The organism is Clostridium beijerinckii (assembly GCA_003129525.1).
Classification (GTDB): domain Bacteria; phylum Bacillota; class Clostridia; order Clostridiales; family Clostridiaceae; genus Clostridium; species Clostridium beijerinckii_D.
The window spans coordinates 1,163,985-1,186,421 of sequence record CP029329.1; the positions used below are offsets into that span (position 1 = coordinate 1,163,985).

Annotated in this window: 19 protein-coding genes and 1 tRNA gene; all 20 read left to right on the forward strand. The window is 31.5% G+C overall.

Going from position 1 to position 22,437, the window contains the following annotated elements:
• Positions 1-131 precede the first annotated feature (131 nt).
• Positions 132-1,199, forward strand: coding sequence for a DNA integrity scanning protein DisA (locus tag DIC82_04940; GenBank protein AWK50412.1), 1,068 nt, complete (start codon positions 132-134; stop codon positions 1,197-1,199).
• A gap of 239 nt (positions 1,200-1,438) precedes the next feature.
• Entirely contained in the window at positions 1,439-2,542 is a 1,104-nt protein-coding gene (locus DIC82_04945) for a PIN domain nuclease (protein AWK50413.1), read from the forward strand.
• Between the two features lie 21 nt (positions 2,543-2,563).
• Complete coding sequence (gene ispD, locus DIC82_04950; GenBank protein ID AWK50414.1) at positions 2,564-3,238, forward strand: 2-C-methyl-D-erythritol 4-phosphate cytidylyltransferase; 675 nt, start codon at positions 2,564-2,566, stop codon at positions 3,236-3,238.
• Positions 3,239-3,830: 592 nt separating this feature from the next.
• On the forward strand, positions 3,831-5,543 hold the full coding sequence (locus tag DIC82_04955) for a proline--tRNA ligase (protein ID AWK50415.1): 1,713 nt from the start codon (positions 3,831-3,833) through the stop codon (positions 5,541-5,543).
• A 17-nt stretch (positions 5,544-5,560) separates the two neighbouring features.
• Positions 5,561-6,961: a cysteine--tRNA ligase gene (locus DIC82_04960; protein AWK50416.1), complete on the forward strand. Its 1,401-nt coding sequence runs from the start codon at positions 5,561-5,563 to the stop codon at positions 6,959-6,961.
• Positions 6,962-7,240: 279 nt separating this feature from the next.
• Positions 7,241-7,654: a Mini-ribonuclease 3 gene (locus tag DIC82_04965; protein AWK50417.1), complete on the forward strand. Its 414-nt coding sequence runs from the start codon at positions 7,241-7,243 to the stop codon at positions 7,652-7,654.
• Positions 7,655-7,682: 28 nt separating this feature from the next.
• The gene (locus DIC82_04970) at positions 7,683-8,588 is read left to right on the forward strand and encodes a 23S rRNA (guanosine(2251)-2'-O)-methyltransferase RlmB (GenBank protein AWK50418.1); all 906 of its coding nucleotides are present in this window, start codon (positions 7,683-7,685) and stop codon (positions 8,586-8,588) included.
• Between the two features lie 13 nt (positions 8,589-8,601).
• Positions 8,602-9,114, forward strand: coding sequence for an RNA-binding protein (locus DIC82_04975; protein ID AWK50419.1), 513 nt, complete (start codon positions 8,602-8,604; stop codon positions 9,112-9,114).
• 86 nt (positions 9,115-9,200) lie between these two features.
• Complete coding sequence (locus tag DIC82_04980; protein AWK50420.1) at positions 9,201-9,821, forward strand: RNA polymerase sporulation sigma factor SigH; 621 nt, start codon at positions 9,201-9,203, stop codon at positions 9,819-9,821.
• A gap of 77 nt (positions 9,822-9,898) precedes the next feature.
• A tRNA-Thr gene (locus tag DIC82_04985) sits at positions 9,899-9,974 on the forward strand.
• A gap of 63 nt (positions 9,975-10,037) precedes the next feature.
• On the forward strand, positions 10,038-11,231 hold the full coding sequence (gene tuf / locus DIC82_04990; protein AWK50421.1) for an elongation factor Tu: 1,194 nt from the start codon (positions 10,038-10,040) through the stop codon (positions 11,229-11,231).
• A gap of 177 nt (positions 11,232-11,408) precedes the next feature.
• Positions 11,409-11,558 (forward strand): 50S ribosomal protein L33, encoded by a 150-nt coding sequence (gene rpmG, locus DIC82_04995; protein AWK50422.1) that lies wholly within the window; start codon positions 11,409-11,411, stop codon positions 11,556-11,558.
• Between the two features lie 48 nt (positions 11,559-11,606).
• Positions 11,607-11,837: a preprotein translocase subunit SecE gene (locus DIC82_05000; GenBank protein ID AWK50423.1), complete on the forward strand. Its 231-nt coding sequence runs from the start codon at positions 11,607-11,609 to the stop codon at positions 11,835-11,837.
• A gap of 37 nt (positions 11,838-11,874) precedes the next feature.
• Positions 11,875-12,396, forward strand: a complete 522-nt coding sequence (locus DIC82_05005; protein AWK50424.1) for a transcription termination/antitermination protein NusG — start codon at positions 11,875-11,877, stop codon at positions 12,394-12,396.
• Between the two features lie 77 nt (positions 12,397-12,473).
• Positions 12,474-12,899 carry a 50S ribosomal protein L11 gene (rplK, locus tag DIC82_05010; protein AWK50425.1) on the forward strand — a complete coding sequence of 142 codons (426 nt, stop codon included), beginning with the start codon at positions 12,474-12,476 and terminating at the stop codon, positions 12,897-12,899.
• A 54-nt stretch (positions 12,900-12,953) separates the two neighbouring features.
• On the forward strand, positions 12,954-13,643 hold the full coding sequence (locus tag DIC82_05015) for a 50S ribosomal protein L1 (protein ID AWK50426.1): 690 nt from the start codon (positions 12,954-12,956) through the stop codon (positions 13,641-13,643).
• A gap of 205 nt (positions 13,644-13,848) precedes the next feature.
• Complete coding sequence (locus DIC82_05020) at positions 13,849-14,352, forward strand: 50S ribosomal protein L10 (GenBank protein ID AWK50427.1); 504 nt, start codon at positions 13,849-13,851, stop codon at positions 14,350-14,352.
• Positions 14,353-14,399: 47 nt separating this feature from the next.
• Positions 14,400-14,765, forward strand: a complete 366-nt coding sequence (locus DIC82_05025) for a 50S ribosomal protein L7/L12 (GenBank protein ID AWK50428.1) — start codon at positions 14,400-14,402, stop codon at positions 14,763-14,765.
• A 331-nt stretch (positions 14,766-15,096) separates the two neighbouring features.
• On the forward strand, positions 15,097-18,804 hold the full coding sequence (rpoB, locus tag DIC82_05030) for a DNA-directed RNA polymerase subunit beta (GenBank protein ID AWK50429.1): 3,708 nt from the start codon (positions 15,097-15,099) through the stop codon (positions 18,802-18,804).
• A gap of 20 nt (positions 18,805-18,824) precedes the next feature.
• Complete coding sequence (gene rpoC, locus DIC82_05035; GenBank protein ID AWK50430.1) at positions 18,825-22,355, forward strand: DNA-directed RNA polymerase subunit beta'; 3,531 nt, start codon at positions 18,825-18,827, stop codon at positions 22,353-22,355.
• Positions 22,356-22,437: the final 82 nt, after the last annotated feature.

Consider the following 22,437-nt stretch of genomic DNA (forward strand, 5'->3'; position numbering starts at 1 on the left):
TATTATTGAGAGATTATAGTTATTATAGTATTATAGTTTTATAGTTTATGTTTTAAAATTTAGATTTTAAGGAATTAATTAGATATTAATAACGTTGAGATATAAGATTTTCAAAGAGAGTGGGGGAGTGTATGAGAATAGAAAAGGGAATAGGAATAAAAAATGTCTTAAAGATAATGTGCCCAGGCACTCAACTAAGGGACGGCCTTGAAAATATATTAAGAGCTAAGACAGGAGGACTAATAGTAATTGGGGACGATGAAGAAGTTATGAATCTAGTTGATGGCGGATTTTATATTAACTCAGAGTATACTCCTTCATATGCATATGAATTGGCTAAAATGGATGGTGCCATAGTAATAACTGGAGATTTAAAGAGAATTGTCTGTGCCAATGCTCAATTAATACCTGATTCATCTATTCCAACTTATGAAACAGGAACTAGACATAGAACAGCACATAGAGTAGCTAAACAAACTAATAAAGTAGTAATTGCAATTTCTCAACGAAGAAATATAATAACCATGTATAAAGGCGATATAAAATATGTATTAAGAGAAAGTAGCATAATTCTAAGTAAGGCTAATCAAGCAATTCAAACATTAGAAAAATATGTTGCAGTACTTGAACGTGTTATTAATAATTTGAATTTATTAGAATTTGAAGATTTAACAACACTTTTTGATGTAGTTACAGCAATTCAAAGAACTGAAATGGTAATGAGAATAGTAGAAGAAATTAATATGTATATATTAGAACTTGGAAATGAAGGAAGATTAATATCTATGCAACTTAATGAACTGATTAAGCACATAGAGAGAGATGGGATATTATTAATTAGGGATTATTGTGGGGATGGATTGCAATATAATGAGGTATATGAACATATTCAAAGATTAAATGCATCAGAACTATCAGATTTAGATGCAATTTCAAAGGTGATAGGCCATGGAGGGACTCCTCTCATGGATACACTAATATCTCCAAAGGGATATAGAGTATTAAGTAAAGTACCAAGGATACCATCAAATGTTATTGATAATCTTATAAAAGAATTTAAAGAACTAAGTAATATAATAGATGCAGATATAGCTGATTTAGATAATGTTGAAGGGATAGGAGAAACTAGAGCTACTGCTATTAGAAATGGCTTGAAACGTATAAAAGAACAAGTATCATTAAAAAAAGAAATATATTAAAAAGAAACTGTATTAAAATAAAGTTATTTAGAAATAGAAGGGAAGTCATCTATTTTAGTTTATTATAGCTACATTTTTGTCCAGTTTTTTTACTATTTATATGAAATTATTAATTAAACTTAATAATAATTTATTTTAGATAAACTTATTGTATGTTATAATAAAAAGGTATAGGCAAAATATTTAAGATATGATTAAATTTCTATAAAAGTGTAAATAATTAGAAGGAGGTGAAATATGTGTTAAAAAAATTATTAAGGGGAATTTTCTCTATAATTGGAATAATAATAGGATATTTTATATCTGAAATATTGATGACAATACCCCAGATTGCTAGTTTAGCTTACCTTTCAACTGCTATCGCTAGAATTATATTTGTTATTATTATGTGTTTTATTTTTGGAATTATATTGTATATTATTACGCCTAGTATATATAAGGGTATTTCTAATTTAATTGAATATATTGAAAAAAGTATGCAAAAAATGAGTATAACTGAGATAATTTATGGAACTGTAGGAGCTGTTATTGCTTTAATTCTTATGACACTTATTGCAAAACCAATAAGCGATATAAGCAAATCAATAGGACCAATTTTGTTAATTATAGGGAATGTAGTAGCAGCTATAATAGGTGCAGAAATAATGATTAAGAAGAAAGATGATATAACAGCTCTTCTTGTTAACATCAAAAAGCCTGCAATAAAAGAAAAGAAAGCTAAAGATGCAGTTAAAGAAGTTATCAAAGGAATTCCAAAGATATTAGATACATCAGTTATAATTGATGGAAGAATATTTGATATATGTGAAACAGGATTCGTGGAAGGTCCGTTGGTTATACCTAATTTTGTATTAGATGAATTAAGACATATCTCAGATTCCTCAGACTCCTTAAAAAGAAATAGGGGTAGAAGAGGATTAGATATATTAAATAGAATACAAAAGGAATTAGCAATAGAAACTCAAATCGTAGATGATGACTTTCCTAAAATTGCAGAAGTTGATGCAAAGTTGCTGAAACTTGCTCAAAAGATAGATGGAAAAGTTATAACTAATGATTACAATTTAAACAAAGTAGCTGAGTTTCAAGGCGTACCAGTATTAAATATAAATGAATTATCAAATGCAATAAAACCTGTTGTATTACCAGGTGAAGAAATGAGAATTGATATAGTAAAAGATGGCAAAGAATCAAGTCAAGGAGTAGCATATTTAGAAGATGGAACTATGATTGTTGTTGAAGGTGGGAAAAAATATATAGGACAAACAACAGATGTTATAGTTACCTCAGTTCTTCAAACAGCAGCAGGAAGAATGATTTTTGCAAAGCCAAAAGATAATTAGAAATTAAGGAGATTTTTCCGTATGGTTAGTGCAATAGTATTAGCAGGAGGAAGAGGTAAGAGAATGGGTTCTGTCCAAAGCAAACAATATATTGATTTGAATGGAAAACCCATTCTTTATTACACTCTTAAACAGTTTATAAAAAATGATTTAGTTGATAAGATTATTTTAGTAATTCCAGAAGATGAAAAAAGTTATTGTAAGAATGAAGTGTTAGATAAATATGGATTAATAGTTGATAGATTAGTATTTGGAGGAAAAGAAAGACAGGATTCTGTGTATAATGCTTTAGTCGAATTGGAAGGCTCAGATATAGTGTTAATTCATGATGGAGCAAGACCTTTTGTGTCACAAAGAATTATAAATGACGCTATTAAATATGCTAGAATCTATAAAGCTACAGCACCAGGAGTAATGCCCAAAGATACTATAAAAGTTAAAGATGAAAACAACTTTTCAATAGATACATTAATCAGAAACAATCTTGTTGCTATTCAAACTCCTCAAGCTTTTAATTTTAATATGATATATGAATGTCATAAAAAAGTTAAAGAAAGAGGAATAATGGTTACTGATGATACTAAGGTAGTAGAACTTTTTGGAAATAAGGTTTATATTTATGAAGGTGATTATACGAATATAAAAATAACAACACAAGAAGATTTGATTTTGGCAGAATATTTGGTAAAAAAGTAGTACAATGATAATATATTGACAGGTAAAATTCAAGAAGTTATAATGAATTAAAATAAAGTGAAATTTGATTGAGGTGGGAGGAATCCCCATCAGAGTCTTAGTTGAACTTATAACCTCAAGGATCACAATATCCATGAGTATGTAGCCGTTAGCTCCACTCAAAGAAGTGGAGTGCTACAAATACTAGATATCGGATAAAATGAAGTTTGTAGAGCGATGATGAAGAATAGTAGAAGTCGATTATTAAGAGAAAAAGTCCATAGGCTGTAAGACTTTTAAACAGACTTTGAACCAGCTTTTGAGTATAGGTAAAAACTATCGGTTTAATACCGTTATCATTATTAGAGAACAAATTTAGGTGGTACCGCGATAAAAAGTTCGCCCTAAGGCATTATTAGGGGGGACTTTTTTATTTTTTTAAAAGTTATAATGAAAGTATAACTTTCGCAATGTATTAATAATACTTGAAAAAATTAATAATAGTAAATGATAAACTTGAAATGAATAAATGCTCTTTTAGAATTCTAAAAATACGTTTTTAGCTAAATTATTTAGATACAATATAAATAAAATTATAGGAGGAAATACTAAAATGAAAATGTCTAATATGTTAATATCAACATTAAGAGAAGTACCAGCAGAAGCAGAAATCGATAGCCATAAACTTATGTTAAGATCTGGAATGATAAGAAAAATGGCAGCAGGAGTATATAACTATTTACCACTTGGATTAAAAGTTTTAAAAAACGTAGAAAATATAGTAAGGGAAGAAATGAATGCAGCAGATGCACAAGAGTTTTTAGCTTCAGCTATTATTCCAGCAGAATTATGGCAAGAGTCCGGTAGATGGGATGCATATGGAGCAGAAATGTTCAGATTGAAAGATAGAGGAGAACGAGATTTTTGTTTGGGACCTACTCACGAGGAAGTTTTTACTGATATAGCAAGAAATGAAATTAAATCATATAAGCAATTACCACTTAATTTGTATCAAATTCAAACTAAATATAGAGATGAGCGTAGACCAAGATTTGGAATTATGAGATCTAGAGAATTTGTTATGAAAGATGCATATAGCTTTGACAAAGATCAAGCAGGCTTAGATTTAACATATGACAAAATGCATGATGCATATGTTAAAATATTCAATAGATGTGGATTAGATGCTAAGTGTGTTGCAGCAGATTCTGGCGCTATTGGTGGGTCTAATTCAGCAGAATTTATGGTTAAATCAGAAGTTGGAGAAGATGATGTAGTATTCTGTACTCAATGTGATTATGCAGCAAATATTGAAAAAGCAACTTCTAAATTAGAAGAAGTTGAAAAGGAAGAATTAATGGCTGTAGAAAAGGTAGCAACTCCAAATAGTAGAGGAATAGATGAGGTATCAGAATTTTTAAATATATCTCCTAAAAAGACAGTTAAAACTTTACTATATAATGTTGATGGAAAAATCGTTGCTGTGTTTGTAAGAGGAGATAGAGAAGTTAATGAAGTTAAAGTTGCTAATGCTTCAAATGCTTCGGGAGATATAGAAATGGCTTCCCATGAAGAATATACAAATGCAACTGGATGTGATATTGGATTTGCTGGACCGATAGGAATAAAAGCTGACTTGATATTGGTGGATGAAGAAGTAAAAAGTATGTATAATTTTGTTGGTGGAGCAAATGAAACTGGATATCATATACAAAATGTAAACTATGGCAGAGATTTTGAAGGAACAATTGGTGACTTTAGAAAAGTAACTGAAGGTGAAATGTGTCCAGTCTGTGGTGGGAAAATTACTATTGCCAGAGGAACGGAAGTTGGTCATATATTTAAGCTTGGAACTAAATATTCAGAATCTATGAATGCCAATTTTATTGATGAGGATGGGAAAGAAAAACCATTTATAATGGGTTGCTACGGTATTGGAGTTACAAGAACAATGGCATCTATAATTGAACAACATCACGATGAAAATGGAATAGTATGGCCATTGTCAGTTGCTCCATATCATGTTTCAGTAATTCCTGTAAATGTTAAAGATGAGGAACAAATAAAAGTAGCAAATGAGATATATGAAGAATTAATAAGTATGGGAATAGAAGCACTTCTAGATGATAGAAATGAAAGAGCAGGAGTGAAATTTAAAGATTCAGAATTAATGGGAATACCAATGCGAGTAACTGTAGGTAAAAAAATTGGTGACGGAGAAGTTGAATTTAAGCTTAGAGATGGTGAAATGGAAGTAATAAAAATAAGTGATGTTAATAATATAGTAAAAAATCAATTTGAAAAAAACAATTTAAAACTAAGATAACTCTAGGAGGTAATTTAATGAGGATATATAATACTTTAACTAAACAAAAAGAAGAGTTTATCCCTATTATTCCAGGTGAAGTTAAAATGTATGTTTGTGGGCCAACTGTTTATAACTTCTTTCATATAGGTAATGGGAGAACATTTATTGTCTTTGATACTATCAGAAGATATTTAGAATACAGGGGATATAAAGTTACATTTATTCAAAATTTTACAGATATAGATGATAAGATGATTAATAAGGCAAATGATGAGGGTGTAACTGTAAAAGAACTTGGAGACAAATATATTAAAGAATATTATCAAGATGCTGATGCACTTCAACTACATAGAGCAACAGTTAACCCTAGAGCGACAGAGTATATTGAAGATATAATAAGATTTGTTGAAGAGTTAATTGAAGGTGGATTCGCTTATGAAGTAGATGGAGATGTATATTATAGTACGAAAAAATTTAGTGAGTATGGAAAATTAGCGGGTCAAAATTTAGATGATTTACAAGCCGGTGCGAGGATTTCTGTTGATGAAAGAAAGAAAGATTCAATGGACTTTGCAATTTGGAAGTCACAAAAGCCAAATGAGCCTGCATGGGAGAGTCCTTGGGGTCTTGGAAGGCCAGGTTGGCATATAGAATGTTCATGTATGGCAAAAAAATTATTAGGAGATACAATTGATATTCATGCTGGTGGAATGGATTTGAAATTTCCACATCATGAAAATGAAATAGCTCAAAGTGAAGCTGTAACAGGTAAACCCTTTGCACATTATTGGATACATTCAGCATTTGTTAATGTAGACAATAAAAAAATGTCAAAATCATTAAATAATTTTTTTACTGCTAGAGAGATTCTTGCAGAATACGATTCAGATGCAGTAAGGTTTTTAATGTTATCAGGGCATTATAGAATTCAAATAAACTTTACTAAAGAACTTTTAGATTCAGCAAAATCATCAATAGAGAGATTATATAATTGTATAAATAATCTTGAAAATTTAAAAGAAGAAGTTAATAAAAAAACAATGGATAAAGAAGAACAAGATTATTTAAAATCTCTAGATAAATATAGAGAAAAATTCGTTGAAAAAATGGATGATGATTTTAATACTGCAGACGCAATTTCAGTATTGTTTGATTTAACAAAGGATATTAATAATAATATTAATATAAATTCATCTATAGAATTATGTGAGAAAGCAGAAGATTTAATTAGAGAGCTTGGAAATCCACTTGGAATTCTTCAAAATCATATGAAGAAAGATTTGGAAGTTGAGATTCAAGAACTTATTGATAAAAGACAACAAGCGAGAAAAGATAAAGACTTCGCTTTATCAGATAAGATAAGAGATGACTTGAAGGCTAGAAATATAATTTTAGAAGACACACCACAAGGAGTTAGATGGAAAAAGATTGATTAATTAAGAATGGGGTTGCAATTCTGCAACCCTTAGACATATGAAAGAAAATAATGAGTAAAAGAGGCACAATTGCCTTAAAGTGTGATATTAAATGAACATACTGATATAGTATGACATAAAATAAAACTTCCGGTTGGAATTCTAAATTCTAGACGAATTTAGTAGAACTCATACTCACAAGGGGTACCTAATCTAGAGTCTGTAATATATCAGATGAAATAGACTAGCATACTAACTTGTTATTTTTTTTAATATGCTTTATTTAAAAGGAGAATTATAATGTTAGATGATTTAAGAGTTAGGGAATTTTCAAAAGATGAGGCAAGAATGTTAAATCCACTTCAATTAGCAATAATAGGGGATGCTGTATTTGAAATTTTTGTTAGAAATTATATTTTGACACAAAATACAGCGTTATCAGCAAACAAGATCCACGTTAAAGCTATTGGATATGTTAAAGCCAAAAGTCAATCCAATATAATGCATGAAATTGAAGGTCTTTTAAATGAGGAAGAAGAAGCTGTTTACAAGCGAGGAAGAAATGCCAAGTCGCCTACAGTTCCTAAAAATGCAGAGGTAAGAGATTATAGGATGGCAACAGGATTTGAGGCATTAGTAGGATATTTATATTTAACAGGAAATAAAGAAAGACTAGAATTCATATTTAATAAAAGCGTTGAAGGCGTAAAATAATTTAGAAATCACAAAGGGAGGTTCCATAATGCAAGGTAAGTCGAAAAATTTTAATTCAAAAGGTAGATTTATTAAAAACGAAAAGAATGATGAAAAAATTAAAGTAAGAGATAAAGATTATAGTGAAACTAAAAGTAAAATGAAAAAAGAAAATACTGCAGAAGTCAGTCTAAGTAAAGAAAACAGTCAAGTTGAAGAAAGAGAAGATATAGTTATTGGTAGAAATGCAGTAATTGAGACTCTAAAAGGAGATAGAACAATTGAAACGTTGTACATATCTAATAATAAACTGGAAGGGTCAATAAATACAATTATTAGTTTAGCAAAAGAAAAAAGAGTATTAATTAAAGAAGTTGATAAAAGAAAACTTGACACAATGAGTGATGGGGGAACGCATCAAGGAGTAATAGCAAAGGTAACACCTTACAAATATTTTGAAGTATCAGACATATTAGCTTTGGCTGAAGAAAGAGGAGAAACTCCATTCATTGTTATATTAGATGAAGTTGAAGATCCACATAATTTAGGATCAATAGTACGGACGGCAGAATTATTTGGAGTACATGGAATTATAATTCCAAAGAGAAGGAGTGCATCTGTAAGTGCAACAGTATACAAATCTTCAGTGGGTGCAATAGAACATGTAAAAATAGCTAAAGTAACAAATTTAAATGCAACAATAGAAGATTTAAAACAAAAAGGCATTTGGGTTTACGGAGCAGATATAAGAGCAAAGGAATACAGTTATCAAATAGACTTTAGCGGCCCTTGTGCGGTTATAATTGGAAACGAAGGCAGAGGTATTTCCAAATTAACAGTACAAAAATGTGATAAACTAATAAAGATACCAATGGTCGGAAAGATTAACTCTTTAAATGCCTCGGTAGCTGGTGGTATAATTATGTATGAAGTTTTAAAAGGGCGATTAAAATAGAAAGAGGTATATGGTGAAAACTATTTTTGTAGATGGGTATAATGTGGTAAATAGCTGGCCTAATTTAAAGCAAAAAAAAGATTCTAGCTTCGAGGGTGCAAGACAAACCTTGATAGATAAGCTGCATAATTATGGAGTTTTTAAAGCTTGTAAAATAATATTAGTATTTGATGCACATAAAGTTATAGGTAGTGTAGAAAAAAAAGAAGAAGTAAACAAAAATATTTCTGTGGTTTTTACAAAAGATGGAGAAACAGCAGATAGCTATATTGAAAAAAAAGTAAACTCATTAGGAAGAAAACATGAAATAGTTGTAGTTACTTCGGATAACTTAGAACAACAAATTATTTTTCAGCGAGGTGCAGTTAGAATGTCATCCTTAGAATTTTATAATGAGGTACTAGATATAGAAAAATCTATAAAGCTTAAAAGTGATAAAAATAAAAGCACACAAAAAAATAGTATAAGTGATAATATAGATGACAATATAGTGAAAATATTAGAAGAAATTAGAAGAGGCAAGTAAATTCAGTTGACTAACTTATTTTTACTAGAGTATAATTGACTAAATGAGTAGTCAGTTGAATGCAGAAGAGAGTTGAGAGTGAATAGTTGAAAAATTTTTTAGATTTCAGAGATAAATCAGATGAAGAAATTGTTGCACAAACTAAAAGTGGAAATAACAGAGCACAAGAATATTTAATTTCAAAATATGAAAACTTTGTAAAAGCCAAGGCTAAATCATACTTTTTAATCGGAGCTGACAAGGAAGATATTTATCAAGAGGGGATGATAGGTTTATATAAAGCTATCAGAGACTTTAATCCAGAAAAATCAACATCATTTAAATCTTTTGCAGAAATATGTGTAATTAGACAAATCATAACTGCAATAAAGACGGCTACTAGGCAAAAACATATCCCATTAAATACATATATCTCTTTAAACAAACCAATATATGAAGAAGAATCTGAGAGAACTCTTTTAGATGTACTAGCAGGACTGAAAATTACAGACCCGGAAGAATTAATGATAAGCAAAGAACAAATAGATTATATTGAAGAAAAAATATCAAAGGTATTATCTGGTTTAGAATTGGAAGTTCTCACATCATACTTAGATGGTAAATCATATCAAGAGATTGCAAGTGATTTAGAGAGACACTCAAAGTCTATTGATAATGCATTGCAAAGGGTAAAAAGAAAATTAGAGAAATGCCTAGATTTAAAGTGATAATTTGTATTGACAAATAAAAAAAATGATAGTAAAATTTATAATTGGTATATCAAAGAACATAAAGATTTTTGAACGCTCACATAGCTCAGTCGGTAGAGCGTCACCTTGGTAAGGTGGAGGTCGTCGGTTCAATCCCGATTGTGAGCTCCAAATAATAAAAATAAAACACACTAGGCAAAGTTTATTAGAAGATAATAAGGGAGGAAAATTATAATGGCAAAAGCAAAGTATGAAAGAACCAAACCACATGTTAATATTGGAACAATAGGTCACGTAGATCATGGTAAGACAACATTAACAGCAGCAATAACAACAGTATTATCAAAGAAGGGTTTTGCACAAGCCTTTGATTATGCAGCAATAGATAAAGCACCAGAAGAAAAAGAAAGAGGAATTACAATTAATACATCACACGTTGAGTATCAAACAGAAAATAGACATTATGCTCACGTTGACTGTCCAGGACATGCTGACTATGTTAAGAACATGATTACAGGAGCAGCACAAATGGATGGAGCTATCTTAGTTGTATCAGCAGCAGATGGTCCAATGCCACAAACAAGAGAACATATATTATTAGGATCAAGAGTTGGAATAGAATATATGGTAGTATTCTTAAACAAAGCTGATATGGTAGATGATCCAGAATTATTAGAATTAGTTGAAATGGAAGTTAGAGAATTATTAAGTGAATATGATTTCCCAGGAGATGATATTCCAGTAATAACAGGATCAGCATTAAAAGCATTAGAAAATCCAGAAGATGCAGAAGCAACTAAGTGCATAAATGAATTAATGGAAGCTGTAGATAGTTATATACCAACACCAGAAAGAGCTACAGATAAGCCATTCTTAATGCCAATAGAAGATGTATTCACAATTACTGGTAGAGGAACAGTTGCAACAGGAAGAGTTGAAGCTGGAGTACTTCACGTTGGAGACGAAGTAGAAATCGTTGGATTAAGTGAAGAAAAGAAGAAAGTTGTAGTAACTGGAATTGAAATGTTCAGAAAGTTATTAGACGATGCGCAAGCAGGAGATAATATTGGAGCATTATTAAGAGGAGTACAAAGAACTGATATCCAAAGAGGTCAAGTTCTAGCAGTACCAAACTCAGTACATCCACATACTAACTTCGTAGGTCAAGTATATGTATTAAAGAAAGAAGAAGGCGGAAGACATACACCATTCTTCGATGGATATAGACCACAATTTTATTTCAGAACAACAGATGTAACAGGATCAATAAAATTACCAGATGGAATGGAAATGGTAATGCCAGGAGACCACATTGACATGAAAGTAGAATTAATCACACCAATCGCAATGGATGAAGGATTAAGATTCGCTATCAGAGAAGGTGGAAGAACAGTAGGTTCTGGAGTTGTTACTAGTATACAAAAATAAAAAAAGTAATTACTATTTTAAAAGGGCTAGGTTGTATAACTTAGTCCTATTTAAAGGGTGATTGACAACTTGAATATTCTATGATATTGTATAAACGTGACAATTTAAGTCATACAAATTAGAGATGAACAAGAAATTAAATTTCTTGTTTAATATATGAAAACTGGAGGTGCAGTCATGAGAACAAAAGTAACTTTAGCATGCACAGAGTGTAAACAAAGAAATTATGATTCGATGAAGAACAAGAAAAATGATCCAGATAGATTAGAAATGAAAAAGTATTGTAAATTCTGTAAAAAGCACACTCTTCACAAAGAAACAAAGTAATTATCCGCAACAATGACATATAGTTATTAAATTTAAGGATGTGAAGATATGTCAGTAAAAAACAATGCAAAAACTGAAAAAACTATTAAAAACAATGGCTTATTTAGTTTTTTTGGAGAGGTTAAGGCAGAAGTTAAGCGAATAACTTGGCCTTCAAAAGATGAGACAAAGAAAGCATTTATTGCCGTTATAGTATTCACACTAATGTATACTATATTAGTTGGTGGATTAGATTCTATTTTCAGTAACCTCTTTGAAATAATTTTAAAATTGAAGTAAAAGGGAGGTTTGGGTGATGTAAGATCACCTAACAAGTATGAGTGATAGAGCAAGATGGTATGTAGTGCATACATACTCAGGATATGAAAATAAAGTTAAAGCAAACTTAGAAAAAGCAATTGAAAATAGAAATCTTGAAGCATTAATCCATGATATACAAGTACCTATGGAAGAAGTGGTTGAAGAAAAAGACGGAAAACAAAAGGTCTCATTAAAGAAAAAGTTTCCGGGATATGTGCTTATAAAAATGTTAATGGGTGATGAAGCTTGGTACGTTGTAAGAAATACAAGAGGCGTAACAGGGTTTGTTGGTCCAGGGTCTAAACCAGTTCCTCTTTCAGATGAAGAAGTTGAATCAATGGGAGTTTTAGAGAGTCCTATTGAAATTGATTTAGAGATAGGGGAAAGTATTAGAATTATCTCAGGGCCATTAAGAGAATCAGTAGCTATAATACAAGAGATAATTATAGAAAAACGTAAAGTGAAAGCTTTAGTAGACATGTTTGGCAGGGAAACTCTTGCTGAATTAGACTTTAATCAAGTTGAAAAATTAGTTTAATATATAGATAAACTAGTTTTAATTAAGTGGGAGAACTAAAAGTTCGTATATACCACAGTAATAGGAGGAATAACAAAATGGCTAAGAAAGTAACTGGAATGATTAAACTTCAACTTCAAGCAGGTAAGGCAACACCAGCTCCACCTGTAGGTCCAGCTTTAGGTCAACACGGTGTAAACATAATGGGATTCTGTAAGGAGTTCAATGCAAAAACTGCAAATCAAGCTGGGTATATAATCCCAGTAGTTATTACAGTTTACCAAGATAGATCTTTTAGTTTTATATTAAAGACTCCTCCAGCTGCAGTTCTAATTAAGAAAGAAATAGGATTAGAAAGTGGTTCTGGAGTACCTAATAAAACAAAAGTTGGTAAATTAACTCAAGATCAACTTAAAAAGATCGCTGAAACTAAAATGCCAGACTTAAATGCTGCAAATGTTGAATCAGCAATGAGAATGATTGCGGGAACAGCTAGAAGTATGGGAGTAACTATTGAAGAGTAATTCATAAAAATAAGTGGGAGGTCAAAACCGTTAACACCACAGAGGAGGCAAATTATGGGAAAAAAATATATTGAAAGTGCAAAGCTTATAGATAAGAGTGCATTATATAATCCAATGGAAGCATTAGAACTTACATTGAAGACTGCAAAGGCAAACTTTGATGAAACTATTGAATTACATGTAAGACTTGGAGTAGACCCAAGACATGCAGATCAACAAGTTAGAGGAGCAGTTGTATTACCAAATGGAACAGGTAAGACAGTTAGAGTACTTGTGTTTGCAAAGGGAGATAAGGCTGCAGAAGCTCAAGCTGCAGGAGCTGATTTCGTTGGAGCTGATGAATTAGTTCAAAAAATCCAAAGCGAAAATTGGTTTGATTATGATGTAGTTGTAGCAACACCAGATATGATGGGAGTTGTAGGTAGAATTGGTAGAGTATTAGGACCTAAGGGATTAATGCCAAATCCAAAGTCAGGAACAGTAACATTTGATGTTGCTAAAGCAATCGAAGAAATCAAAGCAGGTAAAGTTGAATATAGAGTAGATAAAACATCTATAGTTCACTGTCCAATTGGAAAAAAATCATTTGGAACTGAAAAATTAAAACAAAACTTTGCAGCATTAATGGATGCATTAATTAAGGCAAAACCAGCAGCGGCAAAGGGACAATATTTAAAATCAGTATCTATTTCAAGTACAATGGGACCTGGTGCAAAAATTAATCCTACAAAAACTTTAGATTAGTATTGACTTAAGTAAACTTAAGTAGTATAATTTCTAATGTTGTAAAAAAGAATATTTTTTCCGTAGACAGTGGGTGCGAAAGCGTAAAGATAGACTACCTACTTAGGTTATATATAATAGATGATATTATTGGCCTTCCTAGTCTGCGGAAGGTCTTTTTTAATAAAATAAGCAGTTTGAAACTGTGAGGAGGTGGATTACAATAATGAATAAAAACAGAGAACTTAAAGAAGCAAAGGTTGCTGAAATTAAGGAAAAATTAGAAAAATCAAAAGCTGTTGTTCTTGCTAAGTATCAAGGCTTAACTGTTGAAGAAGATACTACTCTTAGAAAAAATTTAAGAGAAGCTGGAGTTGAATACAAAGTATATAAAAATACTTTAGTTATTTTAGCAGCTAAAGAATTAGGTTTAGATGGTATAGTAGAATATTTAGAAGGACCTGTATCTGTTGCATTCAGTTATGAAGATGTTACAGTAGCAGCTAGAGTTCTAAATGATTTTGCTAAAGATCATAAAAAGCTAGAATTGAAAGCAGGTATTATAGAAGGAGAAATCTATGATGATGCTAAGATTAAACAACTAGCAACAATACCATCAAAAGAAGTTCTTATTGCAAAACTTCTTGGAAGTATCAAGTCTCCAATATCAAGCTTTGCACGTGTATTAAGTGCTATTGCTGATAGTAAGGGAACTGACACTGCAGAATAATTAAAGAAAAATAAATAAATAAAATAAATTTCGGAGGTGCTATTAAAATGACAAAAGAAGATATAATTCAAGCAATAAAAGAAATGAGCGTTTTAGACTTAAATGAATTAGTAAAGGCTTGTGAGGAAGAATTTGGAGTAAGTGCTGCTGCTGCTGTTGTAGCTGGAGGTGCTGTAGCTGGAGCTGCTGCTGCTGAAGAAAAAACTGAATTCGACGTAGTATTAACAAGCGCAGGAGATAACAAAATCAAAGTTATCAAAGCAGTTAGAGAAATAACTGGATTAGGATTAAAAGAAGCTAAAGAAATAGTTGATGGAGCTCCTAAGACATTAAAAGAAGGCGTTTCTAAAGATGAAGCTGAAGAAATGAAAGCTAAGTTAGAAGAAGTTGGAGCTGGAATAGAAGTTAAGTAATTTATTTAAGGTAAAAGAGGTGCTTATAAAAGCACCTCTTTTAAACTCCAATTATAAAGCTATATAAAATGCTTGTTAAAGAATAAGTATTTTATATAGCTTTATAGCTAAGAATAATATTTAATAATGTTATTGACAAGAAAAACATCATATGATATTATAATAAAATGTATTATTCACTATGGGATAGTATATATTTGTAGTGGAAAAAAAGAGTATAATCTGGTGAATAATGGTTATACTATAAAAAAGAAGTTGTCCGAAAGTGAAAGTCCTTAGGGAAAGTATGCTTTTGGCTATTTTAGTTTATTTTAACAAGGGGTGAAAATTCATGGTACATCCTGTCCAAGTTGGAAAAAGAACAAGAATGAGTTTTGGTAAAGTTAATGACGTTACTGAAATGCCGAATTTAATTGAGGTACAATTAGATTCTTATGAATGGTTTTTAAGAGAAGGGTTGCACGAAGTATTTGAGGATATTAATCCTATCACAAACTTCACAGGAAATTTAGTACTTGAGTTCGTAGATTATAAACTTGATATGGAGAATATCAAGTATTCTGTCGAAGAATGCAAAGAAAGAGATGCAACTTATGCAGCGCCATTAAAAGTTTCAATTAGATTACAAAATAATGAAACAGGTGAAATTAAAGAACAAGAAGTATTTATGGGTGATTTCCCATTAATGACAGAGCAAGGTACTTTTGTAATAAATGGTGCAGAAAGAGTTATAGTTAGTCAATTAGTTAGATCGCCGGGAGTATATTATAATTACTCCGTAGATAAGACTGGTAAAAAATTATATTCAGCAACTGTAATCCCTAATAGAGGTGCATGGTTAGAATATGAAACAGATTCTAATGATATAATTTATGTAAGAATTGATAAGACTAGAAAATTATCAATTACTGTTTTAGCAAGAGCTATGGGATTGGGTAGTGATCAAGAGTTATTAGATTTCTTTGGAGAAGAAGAAAGATTTAGAGCTTCTATAGAAAAAGACAATACTAAAACAAAAGAAGAAGCATTACTTGAAATATATAAAAGATTAAGACCAGGTGAACCACCAACAGTAGATAGTGCTATATCTTTAATTGATACATTATTTTTTGATGCAAAAAGATATGATTTATCTAGAGTTGGTAGATACAAGTTTAATAAAAAACTTGCGTTAAGTGTAAGAATTGCTAATCATGTAGCAGCAACTGATATTGTTAATCCACAAACTGGTGAGATTATAATCGAAAAGGGACAAAAAATAAGTAGATTAATGGCTGAAGATATTCAAAACATTGGGATTAAATCAGTTGATTTACTAGTAGATGATAAAGTTATTAGAGTAATTAGCAATAACTTTGTTGATATAAAGAAACAAGTTTCTTTTGATATTTCAGATTTAGGAATAAAAGAATTAGTTCATTATCCTACATTAAAGGAAATATTAGATAACTTCTCAGATGAAGTTAGCATTAAAGAAGAGATAAAGAAAAATATTAGTAGACTTGTTCCAAAACATATTATAAGAGATGATATATTTGCAAATATTAGTTATGAACTAGGATTAGCTTATGGAATAGGTTATGTTGATGATATAGACCATTTAGGAAATAGAAGATTAAGATCTGTAGGAGAATTATTACAAAATCAATTTAGAATTGGTTTATCTAGAATGGAAAGAGTAGTAAAAGAAAGAATGACTATTCAAGACCAAGAATCAATAACTCCTCAAATGTTAATTAACATAAGACCAGTGGCAGCAGCTATTAAAGAATTTTTTGGTAGCTCTCAATTATCACAATTCATGGATCAAACTAATCCATTATCAGAATTGACGCATAAAAGAAGATTATCAGCATTAGGACCAGGAGGTCTTTCAAGAGAAAGAGCTGGATTTGAAGTTAGAGACGTTCATCATTCTCATTATGGAAGAATGTGTCCAATTGAGACACCAGAAGGTCCAAATATCGGGCTTATTAACTCATTAGCTACATTTGCTAAGGTTAATGAATATGGATTTATTGAAACACCATATAGAATTGTTGATAAAGAAAATGCAAGAGCCACAGAAGAGATAAGATATTTCACAGCTGATGAAGAAGATCAATTCTTAATTGCTCAAGCTAAAGAGCCTATGGATGAAACAGGACATTTTATTGATAAGAAAGTAACAGTAAGACATTTAGAAGATGTATTAGATGTACCAGCTACAGAAGTTGATTTAATTGATGTATCTGCAAGACAAATGGTATCAGTAGCAACTGCTATGATTCCATTTCTTGAAAATGATGATGCGACAAGAGCACTTATGGGATCTAATATGCAACGTCAAGCGGTTCCATTATTAATTTCACAAGCGCCAATTGTTGGAACTGGTATAGAATTTAAGGCTGCTGTAGATTCGGGAGTACTGCCAAAAGCAAAGAATGCAGGTGTTGTTACTTACGTATCAGGTAGTGAAATTCGAATTAAGAGAGACTCAGATGGCAGAACAGATATATATAAACTGCTAAAGTTTAAGAGAAGTAATTCAGGAACTTGTATCAATCAAAAGCCAATAGTAGATACAGGAGAAATAGTATTTAAAAACCAAGTAATTGCAGATGGACCATCTACAGATTTGGGAGAAATTGCATTAGGTAAAAATATCAGAATGGGATTTATAACTTGGGAAGGTTATAACTATGAAGATGCTATGTTAATTTCAGAAGAATTAGTTAGAGAAGACGTCTTTACATCTATGCATATAGAAGAATACGAATGTGAAGCTAGAGATACAAAACTTGGACCAGAAGAAATAACAAGGGATATACCAAATGTAAGCGATGATGCACTTAAAGATGTTGATGATAGAGGCGTTATAAGAATAGGTGCAGAAGTACGATCAGGAGATATATTAGTTGGTAAAGTAACACCAAAAGGTGAAACTGAACTTACAGCAGAAGAAAGACTATTAAGAGCAATTTTTGGAGAAAAGGCAAGAGAAGTAAGAGATACTTCATTAAGAGTTCCTCATGGGGAAGCTGGAATAATAGTTGATATAAAAGTATTTACAAGAGAAAATGGAGACGAATTAAATCCAGGAGTAAATGAACTTGTAAGATGCTATATTGCACAAAAAAGAAAGATTTCAGTTGGAGACAAAATGGCAGGACGTCATGGTAATAAAGGGGTTATATCTAGGATATTACCAGAAGAAGATATGCCATTTTTACCAGATGGTAGACCACTTCAAATATGTTTAAATCCACTTGGAGTACCTTCTCGTATGAATATTGGTCAAGTGCTTGAAGTACATTTAGGTTGGGCAGCTAGCCATTTAGGCTGGCATATATCTACACCAGTATTTGATGGTGCAACTCAACCTGAAATTACAGAATGTATGTTAAATGCAGGTTTTAGGGAAGATGCTAAAACTATATTGTATGACGGTAGAACTGGAGAACCATTTGATAATCCAGTAACTGTTGGTATAATGTATATTTTAAAGCTTCATCATTTGGTAGATGATAAAATTCATGCTAGATCTACAGGTCCTTATTCACTAGTTACGCAACAACCATTGGGAGGTAAAGCTCAATTTGGTGGCCAAAGATTTGGTGAAATGGAAGTTTGGGCATTAGAAGCATATGGAGCAGCGCATACATTACAAGAAATATTAACTGTTAAGTCAGATGATGTTGTAGGTAGAGTTAAGACATATGAAGCTATAGTTAAGGGTGAAAATATACCAGAGCCAGGAGTTCCAGAATCATTTAAGGTTCTTATTAAAGAACTGCAAGCTTTATGCTTAGATATTAAAGTTTTGAATAATGATCATGAAGAAGTAACCTTGAAAGAATTTGTAGATGATGATATGGCAAATTTAGAAGTTAATATAGATGGTGCTGAGGAAATGATTATCCAAGAACCAGAAATCGTAGATGATAGTTATGACCAAAGTAAAGATGAAGATATAGACGAAATTGATTATGAAGATAATGTTGATATAAGCGAAATTGAAAGTGAATTAGAACTAGATGATTTTAATGATGAACACTAATTTGAAGGGAGGATTTACCCTTGTTTGAATTTAATAATTTTGATGCAATACAAATTGGATTAGCATCTCCAGAACAAATAAGACAATGGTCAAGAGGAGAAGTTAAAAAGCCAGAAACAATTAACTACAGAACATTAAAACCAGAAAGAGATGGTCTATTCTGTGAAAGAATCTTTGGACCTATGAAAGATTGGGAATGTCATTGTGGAAAGTATAAAAGAGTAAGATATAAAGGTATAGTTTGTGATAGGTGTGGAGTTGAAGTCACAAAAGCTAAAGTAAGAAGAGAGAGAATGGGGCATATAGAATTAGCTGCTCCAGTATCTCACATTTGGTATTTTAAAGGGATTCCATCAAGAATGGGATTAATTTTAGATATGTCACCAAGAGCTTTAGAAAAAGTTTTATATTTTGCATCTTATATAGTAATAGATCCTAAAGAGACACCATTGTTAAAGAAGCAACTTCTTAATGAAAAAGAATATAGAGAAGCAGTAGATAAATATGGTGATGAAAGTTTTATAGCAGGTATGGGCGCGGAAGCGGTTCAAGAATTACTTAATGAAATTGATTTAGAAAATGGTTCAAAGGAATTAAAAGAAGAACTTAAGCAAAGCACTGGACAGAAGAAAGTTAGAATTATAAGAAGACTAGAAGTTGTAGAATCATTTAGAAAATCAGGTAATAGACCTGATTGGATGGTTATTAATGTAATACCAGTAATTCCTCCAGATCTAAGACCTATGGTTCAATTAGATGGTGGTAGATTTGCAACATCTGATTTAAATGATTTATACAGAAGAGTAATAAATAGAAATAATAGATTAAAGAAATTATTAGATTTAGGTGCTCCAGATATCATAGTTAGAAACGAAAAAAGAATGCTTCAAGAAGCAGTAGATGCACTTATTGATAATGGTAGAAGAGGAAGGCCGGTAACTGGACCAGGAAACAGACCTTTAAAATCTCTTTCAGATATGTTGAAAGGTAAACAAGGTAGATTTAGACAAAATTTACTTGGAAAAAGAGTTGACTATTCTGGTAGATCAGTTATAGTTGTTGGACCAGAACTAAAAATGTATCAATGTGGACTTCCTAAAGAAATGGCTATAGAATTATTCAAGCCATTTGTAATGAAGAAGCTAGTACAAGATGGATTAGCTCATAATATAAAAAGTGCTAAAAGGATGGTAGAGAGAGTATTACCTCAAGTGTGGGATGTATTAGAAGAAGTTATTGCAGATCATCCGGTATTACTTAATCGGGCACCTACATTGCACAGACTAGGTATTCAAGCATTCCAACCAGTGCTAGTAGAAGGTAGAGCAATTAAACTTCACCCACTAGCATGTACAGCTTACAATGCGGATTTCGATGGAGACCAAATGGCTGTGCATCTTCCGCTATCAGTAGAAGCACAAGCGGAAGCTAGATTCTTAATGTTGGCAGCAACGAATATTTTAAAGCCATCAGATGGTAAGCCAGTTTGTGTTCCAACACAAGATATGATTCTTGGATCATATTATTTAACAATTGATAAAGATGGTGCTAAGGGCGAAGGAATGACATTTAGCAGTAAAAATGAAGCAATAATGGCATATGAAGTTAAAGAAATTGGAATACATGCTAAAATAAATGTTAGAATTTTTAGAGAATTCAATGGCGTAATGCAATCTAAAGTTATTAAGACTACTGTTGGAAAGATAATGTTTAATGAATCAATTCCACAAGATTTAGGATTAGTTAATAGAGAAAATGAAGAAGAAAAATTCAATTTAGAATTTGATGTCTTAGCTACTAAAAAAACATTAGGAACAATAATAGATCAATGTTATATGAAACATGGTCCAGTAAAAACATCTGTAATGCTTGATAATATTAAGGCATTAGGTTATCACTATTCATCTATAGGAGCTGTAACTGTTGCTACATCCGATATAGTAGTGCCAGATGCTAAGTATGTTCTACTTAAAGAAGCTGATGAAACTATTGAAAAGATAGAAAAGATGTATAAAAGAGGGTTCATATCTGATGAAGAAAGATATGAAAGAGTTATAGAAAAGTGGACTAAAACAACCGAAGAAGTAGCCAACGCATTAATGGATAGTCTTGATAGATTTAATCCAATATATATGATGGCTGATTCTGGGGCCAGAGGATCTAAATCTCAAATTAAACAATTAGCTGGTATGAGAGGACTTATGGCGAGTCCATCAGGTAAGATTATCGAATTACCTATCAGAGCATCATTTAAAGAAGGTTTAGACGTATTAGAATATTTCTCATCTACACATGGTGCTAGAAAAGGTAATGCCGATACAGCTTTAAAAACTGCCGATTCAGGATATTTAACAAGAAGACTTGTTGATGTATCACAAGATGTTATTGTAAGAGAACAAGATTGTGGAGCAGAAGAAGGAATCTATGTAAGTGAAATAAAGGAAGGCAGCGAAGTTATCGAAGAATTAAGAGAAAGATTAATTGGTAGATATACGGCAGAAGATATTGTTAATCCTAACAGTGGTGAAGTCGTACTTCAAAGAAATGAATACATGGATCCGGATATAGCTGATGCAATAGTTTCAACAGGAATTAAAAAAGTTAAAATAAGATCTGTATTTACATGTAGTTGTAAAGTTGGGGTTTGTGCAAGGTGCTATGGAATGAATATGGCAACTGCTAAAAAGATAGATATTGGAGAAGCTGTTGGAATCATAGCAGCCCAATCAATAGGAGAACCTGGAACACAACTTACAATGAGAACATTCCATACAGGTGGAGTTGCGGGTGCAGATATAACTCAAGGGTTACCTAGAGTTGAAGAATTATTTGAAGCTAGAAAGCCAAAAGGACTTGCAATAGTAAGTGAAATTGCTGGAAATGTTAAAATTGAAGACACAAAGAAGAAGAGAATAGTAATTGTTATAGGTTCAGATGGGGAAGAACGTAGTTATGATATTCCATTTGGTTCTAGACTAAAAGTAAGTGAAAATGATTATGTTGAAGCTGGAGATGAAATCACAGAAGGTTCGGTAAATCCACATGATATAATGAGCATAAAGGGAATAGATGGTGCAAGAAGATATTTACTTTCAGAAGTTCAAAAAGTTTATAGATTACAAGGTGTTGATATCAATGATAAGCATTTAGAAGTAGTTGTTAGACAAATGACTAGAAAGATAAAGGTTCTTGAGTCAGGAGATACAGAATTATTACCAGGAACATTAATTGATATGTTTGATTTTCATGCTGAAAATGCTAGAGTTAGAGAATTTGGTGGAGAAGAAGCAAAGGGAGAACAAACTCTATTAGGTATAACTAAAGCAGCATTAGCAACTGATAGTTTCTTATCAGCAGCTTCATTCCAAGAAACAACAAGAGTTTTAACGGAAGCAGCAATTAAAGGTAAAGTTGATCCTTTAGTTGGATTAAAAGAAAATGTTATTATTGGTAAGTTAATTCCTGCTGGGACTGGAATGATGAGATATAGGGATTTAAAGATAGAGGAAGAAGCAGTAGAAGAAACTGTTACAGAAACTATTGAAGAATAGAATTTAATTATATTGACATGTGTAAAGTTAAATGATAAAATACAATTTGTGTGATTTGAAATATAAAATCACACAAATAAAT

Excerpts from the sequence above, each read along its gene's own strand:
- DIC82_04940 (AWK50412.1), top strand. The coding sequence starts at position 132 with ATGAGAATAGAAAAGGGAATAGGAATAAAAAATGTCTTAAAGATAATG.
- ispD (AWK50414.1), top strand. The coding sequence starts at position 2,564 with ATGGTTAGTGCAATAGTATTAGCAGGAGGAAGAGGTAAGAGAATGGGT.
- DIC82_04955 (AWK50415.1), top strand. The coding sequence starts at position 3,831 with ATGAAAATGTCTAATATGTTAATATCAACATTAAGAGAAGTACCAGCA.
- DIC82_04960 (AWK50416.1), top strand. The coding sequence starts at position 5,561 with ATGAGGATATATAATACTTTAACTAAACAAAAAGAAGAGTTTATCCCT.
- DIC82_04965 (AWK50417.1), top strand. The coding sequence starts at position 7,241 with ATGTTAGATGATTTAAGAGTTAGGGAATTTTCAAAAGATGAGGCAAGA.
- DIC82_04970 (AWK50418.1), top strand. The coding sequence starts at position 7,683 with ATGCAAGGTAAGTCGAAAAATTTTAATTCAAAAGGTAGATTTATTAAA.
- tuf (AWK50421.1), top strand. The coding sequence starts at position 10,038 with ATGGCAAAAGCAAAGTATGAAAGAACCAAACCACATGTTAATATTGGA.
- rpmG (AWK50422.1), top strand. The coding sequence starts at position 11,409 with ATGAGAACAAAAGTAACTTTAGCATGCACAGAGTGTAAACAAAGAAAT.
- DIC82_05000 (AWK50423.1), top strand. The coding sequence starts at position 11,607 with ATGTCAGTAAAAAACAATGCAAAAACTGAAAAAACTATTAAAAACAAT.
- DIC82_05005 (AWK50424.1), top strand. The coding sequence starts at position 11,875 with ATGAGTGATAGAGCAAGATGGTATGTAGTGCATACATACTCAGGATAT.
- rplK (AWK50425.1), top strand. The coding sequence starts at position 12,474 with ATGGCTAAGAAAGTAACTGGAATGATTAAACTTCAACTTCAAGCAGGT.
- DIC82_05015 (AWK50426.1), top strand. The coding sequence starts at position 12,954 with ATGGGAAAAAAATATATTGAAAGTGCAAAGCTTATAGATAAGAGTGCA.
- DIC82_05020 (AWK50427.1), top strand. The coding sequence starts at position 13,849 with ATGAATAAAAACAGAGAACTTAAAGAAGCAAAGGTTGCTGAAATTAAG.
- DIC82_05025 (AWK50428.1), top strand. The coding sequence starts at position 14,400 with ATGACAAAAGAAGATATAATTCAAGCAATAAAAGAAATGAGCGTTTTA.
- rpoB (AWK50429.1), top strand. The coding sequence starts at position 15,097 with ATGGTACATCCTGTCCAAGTTGGAAAAAGAACAAGAATGAGTTTTGGT.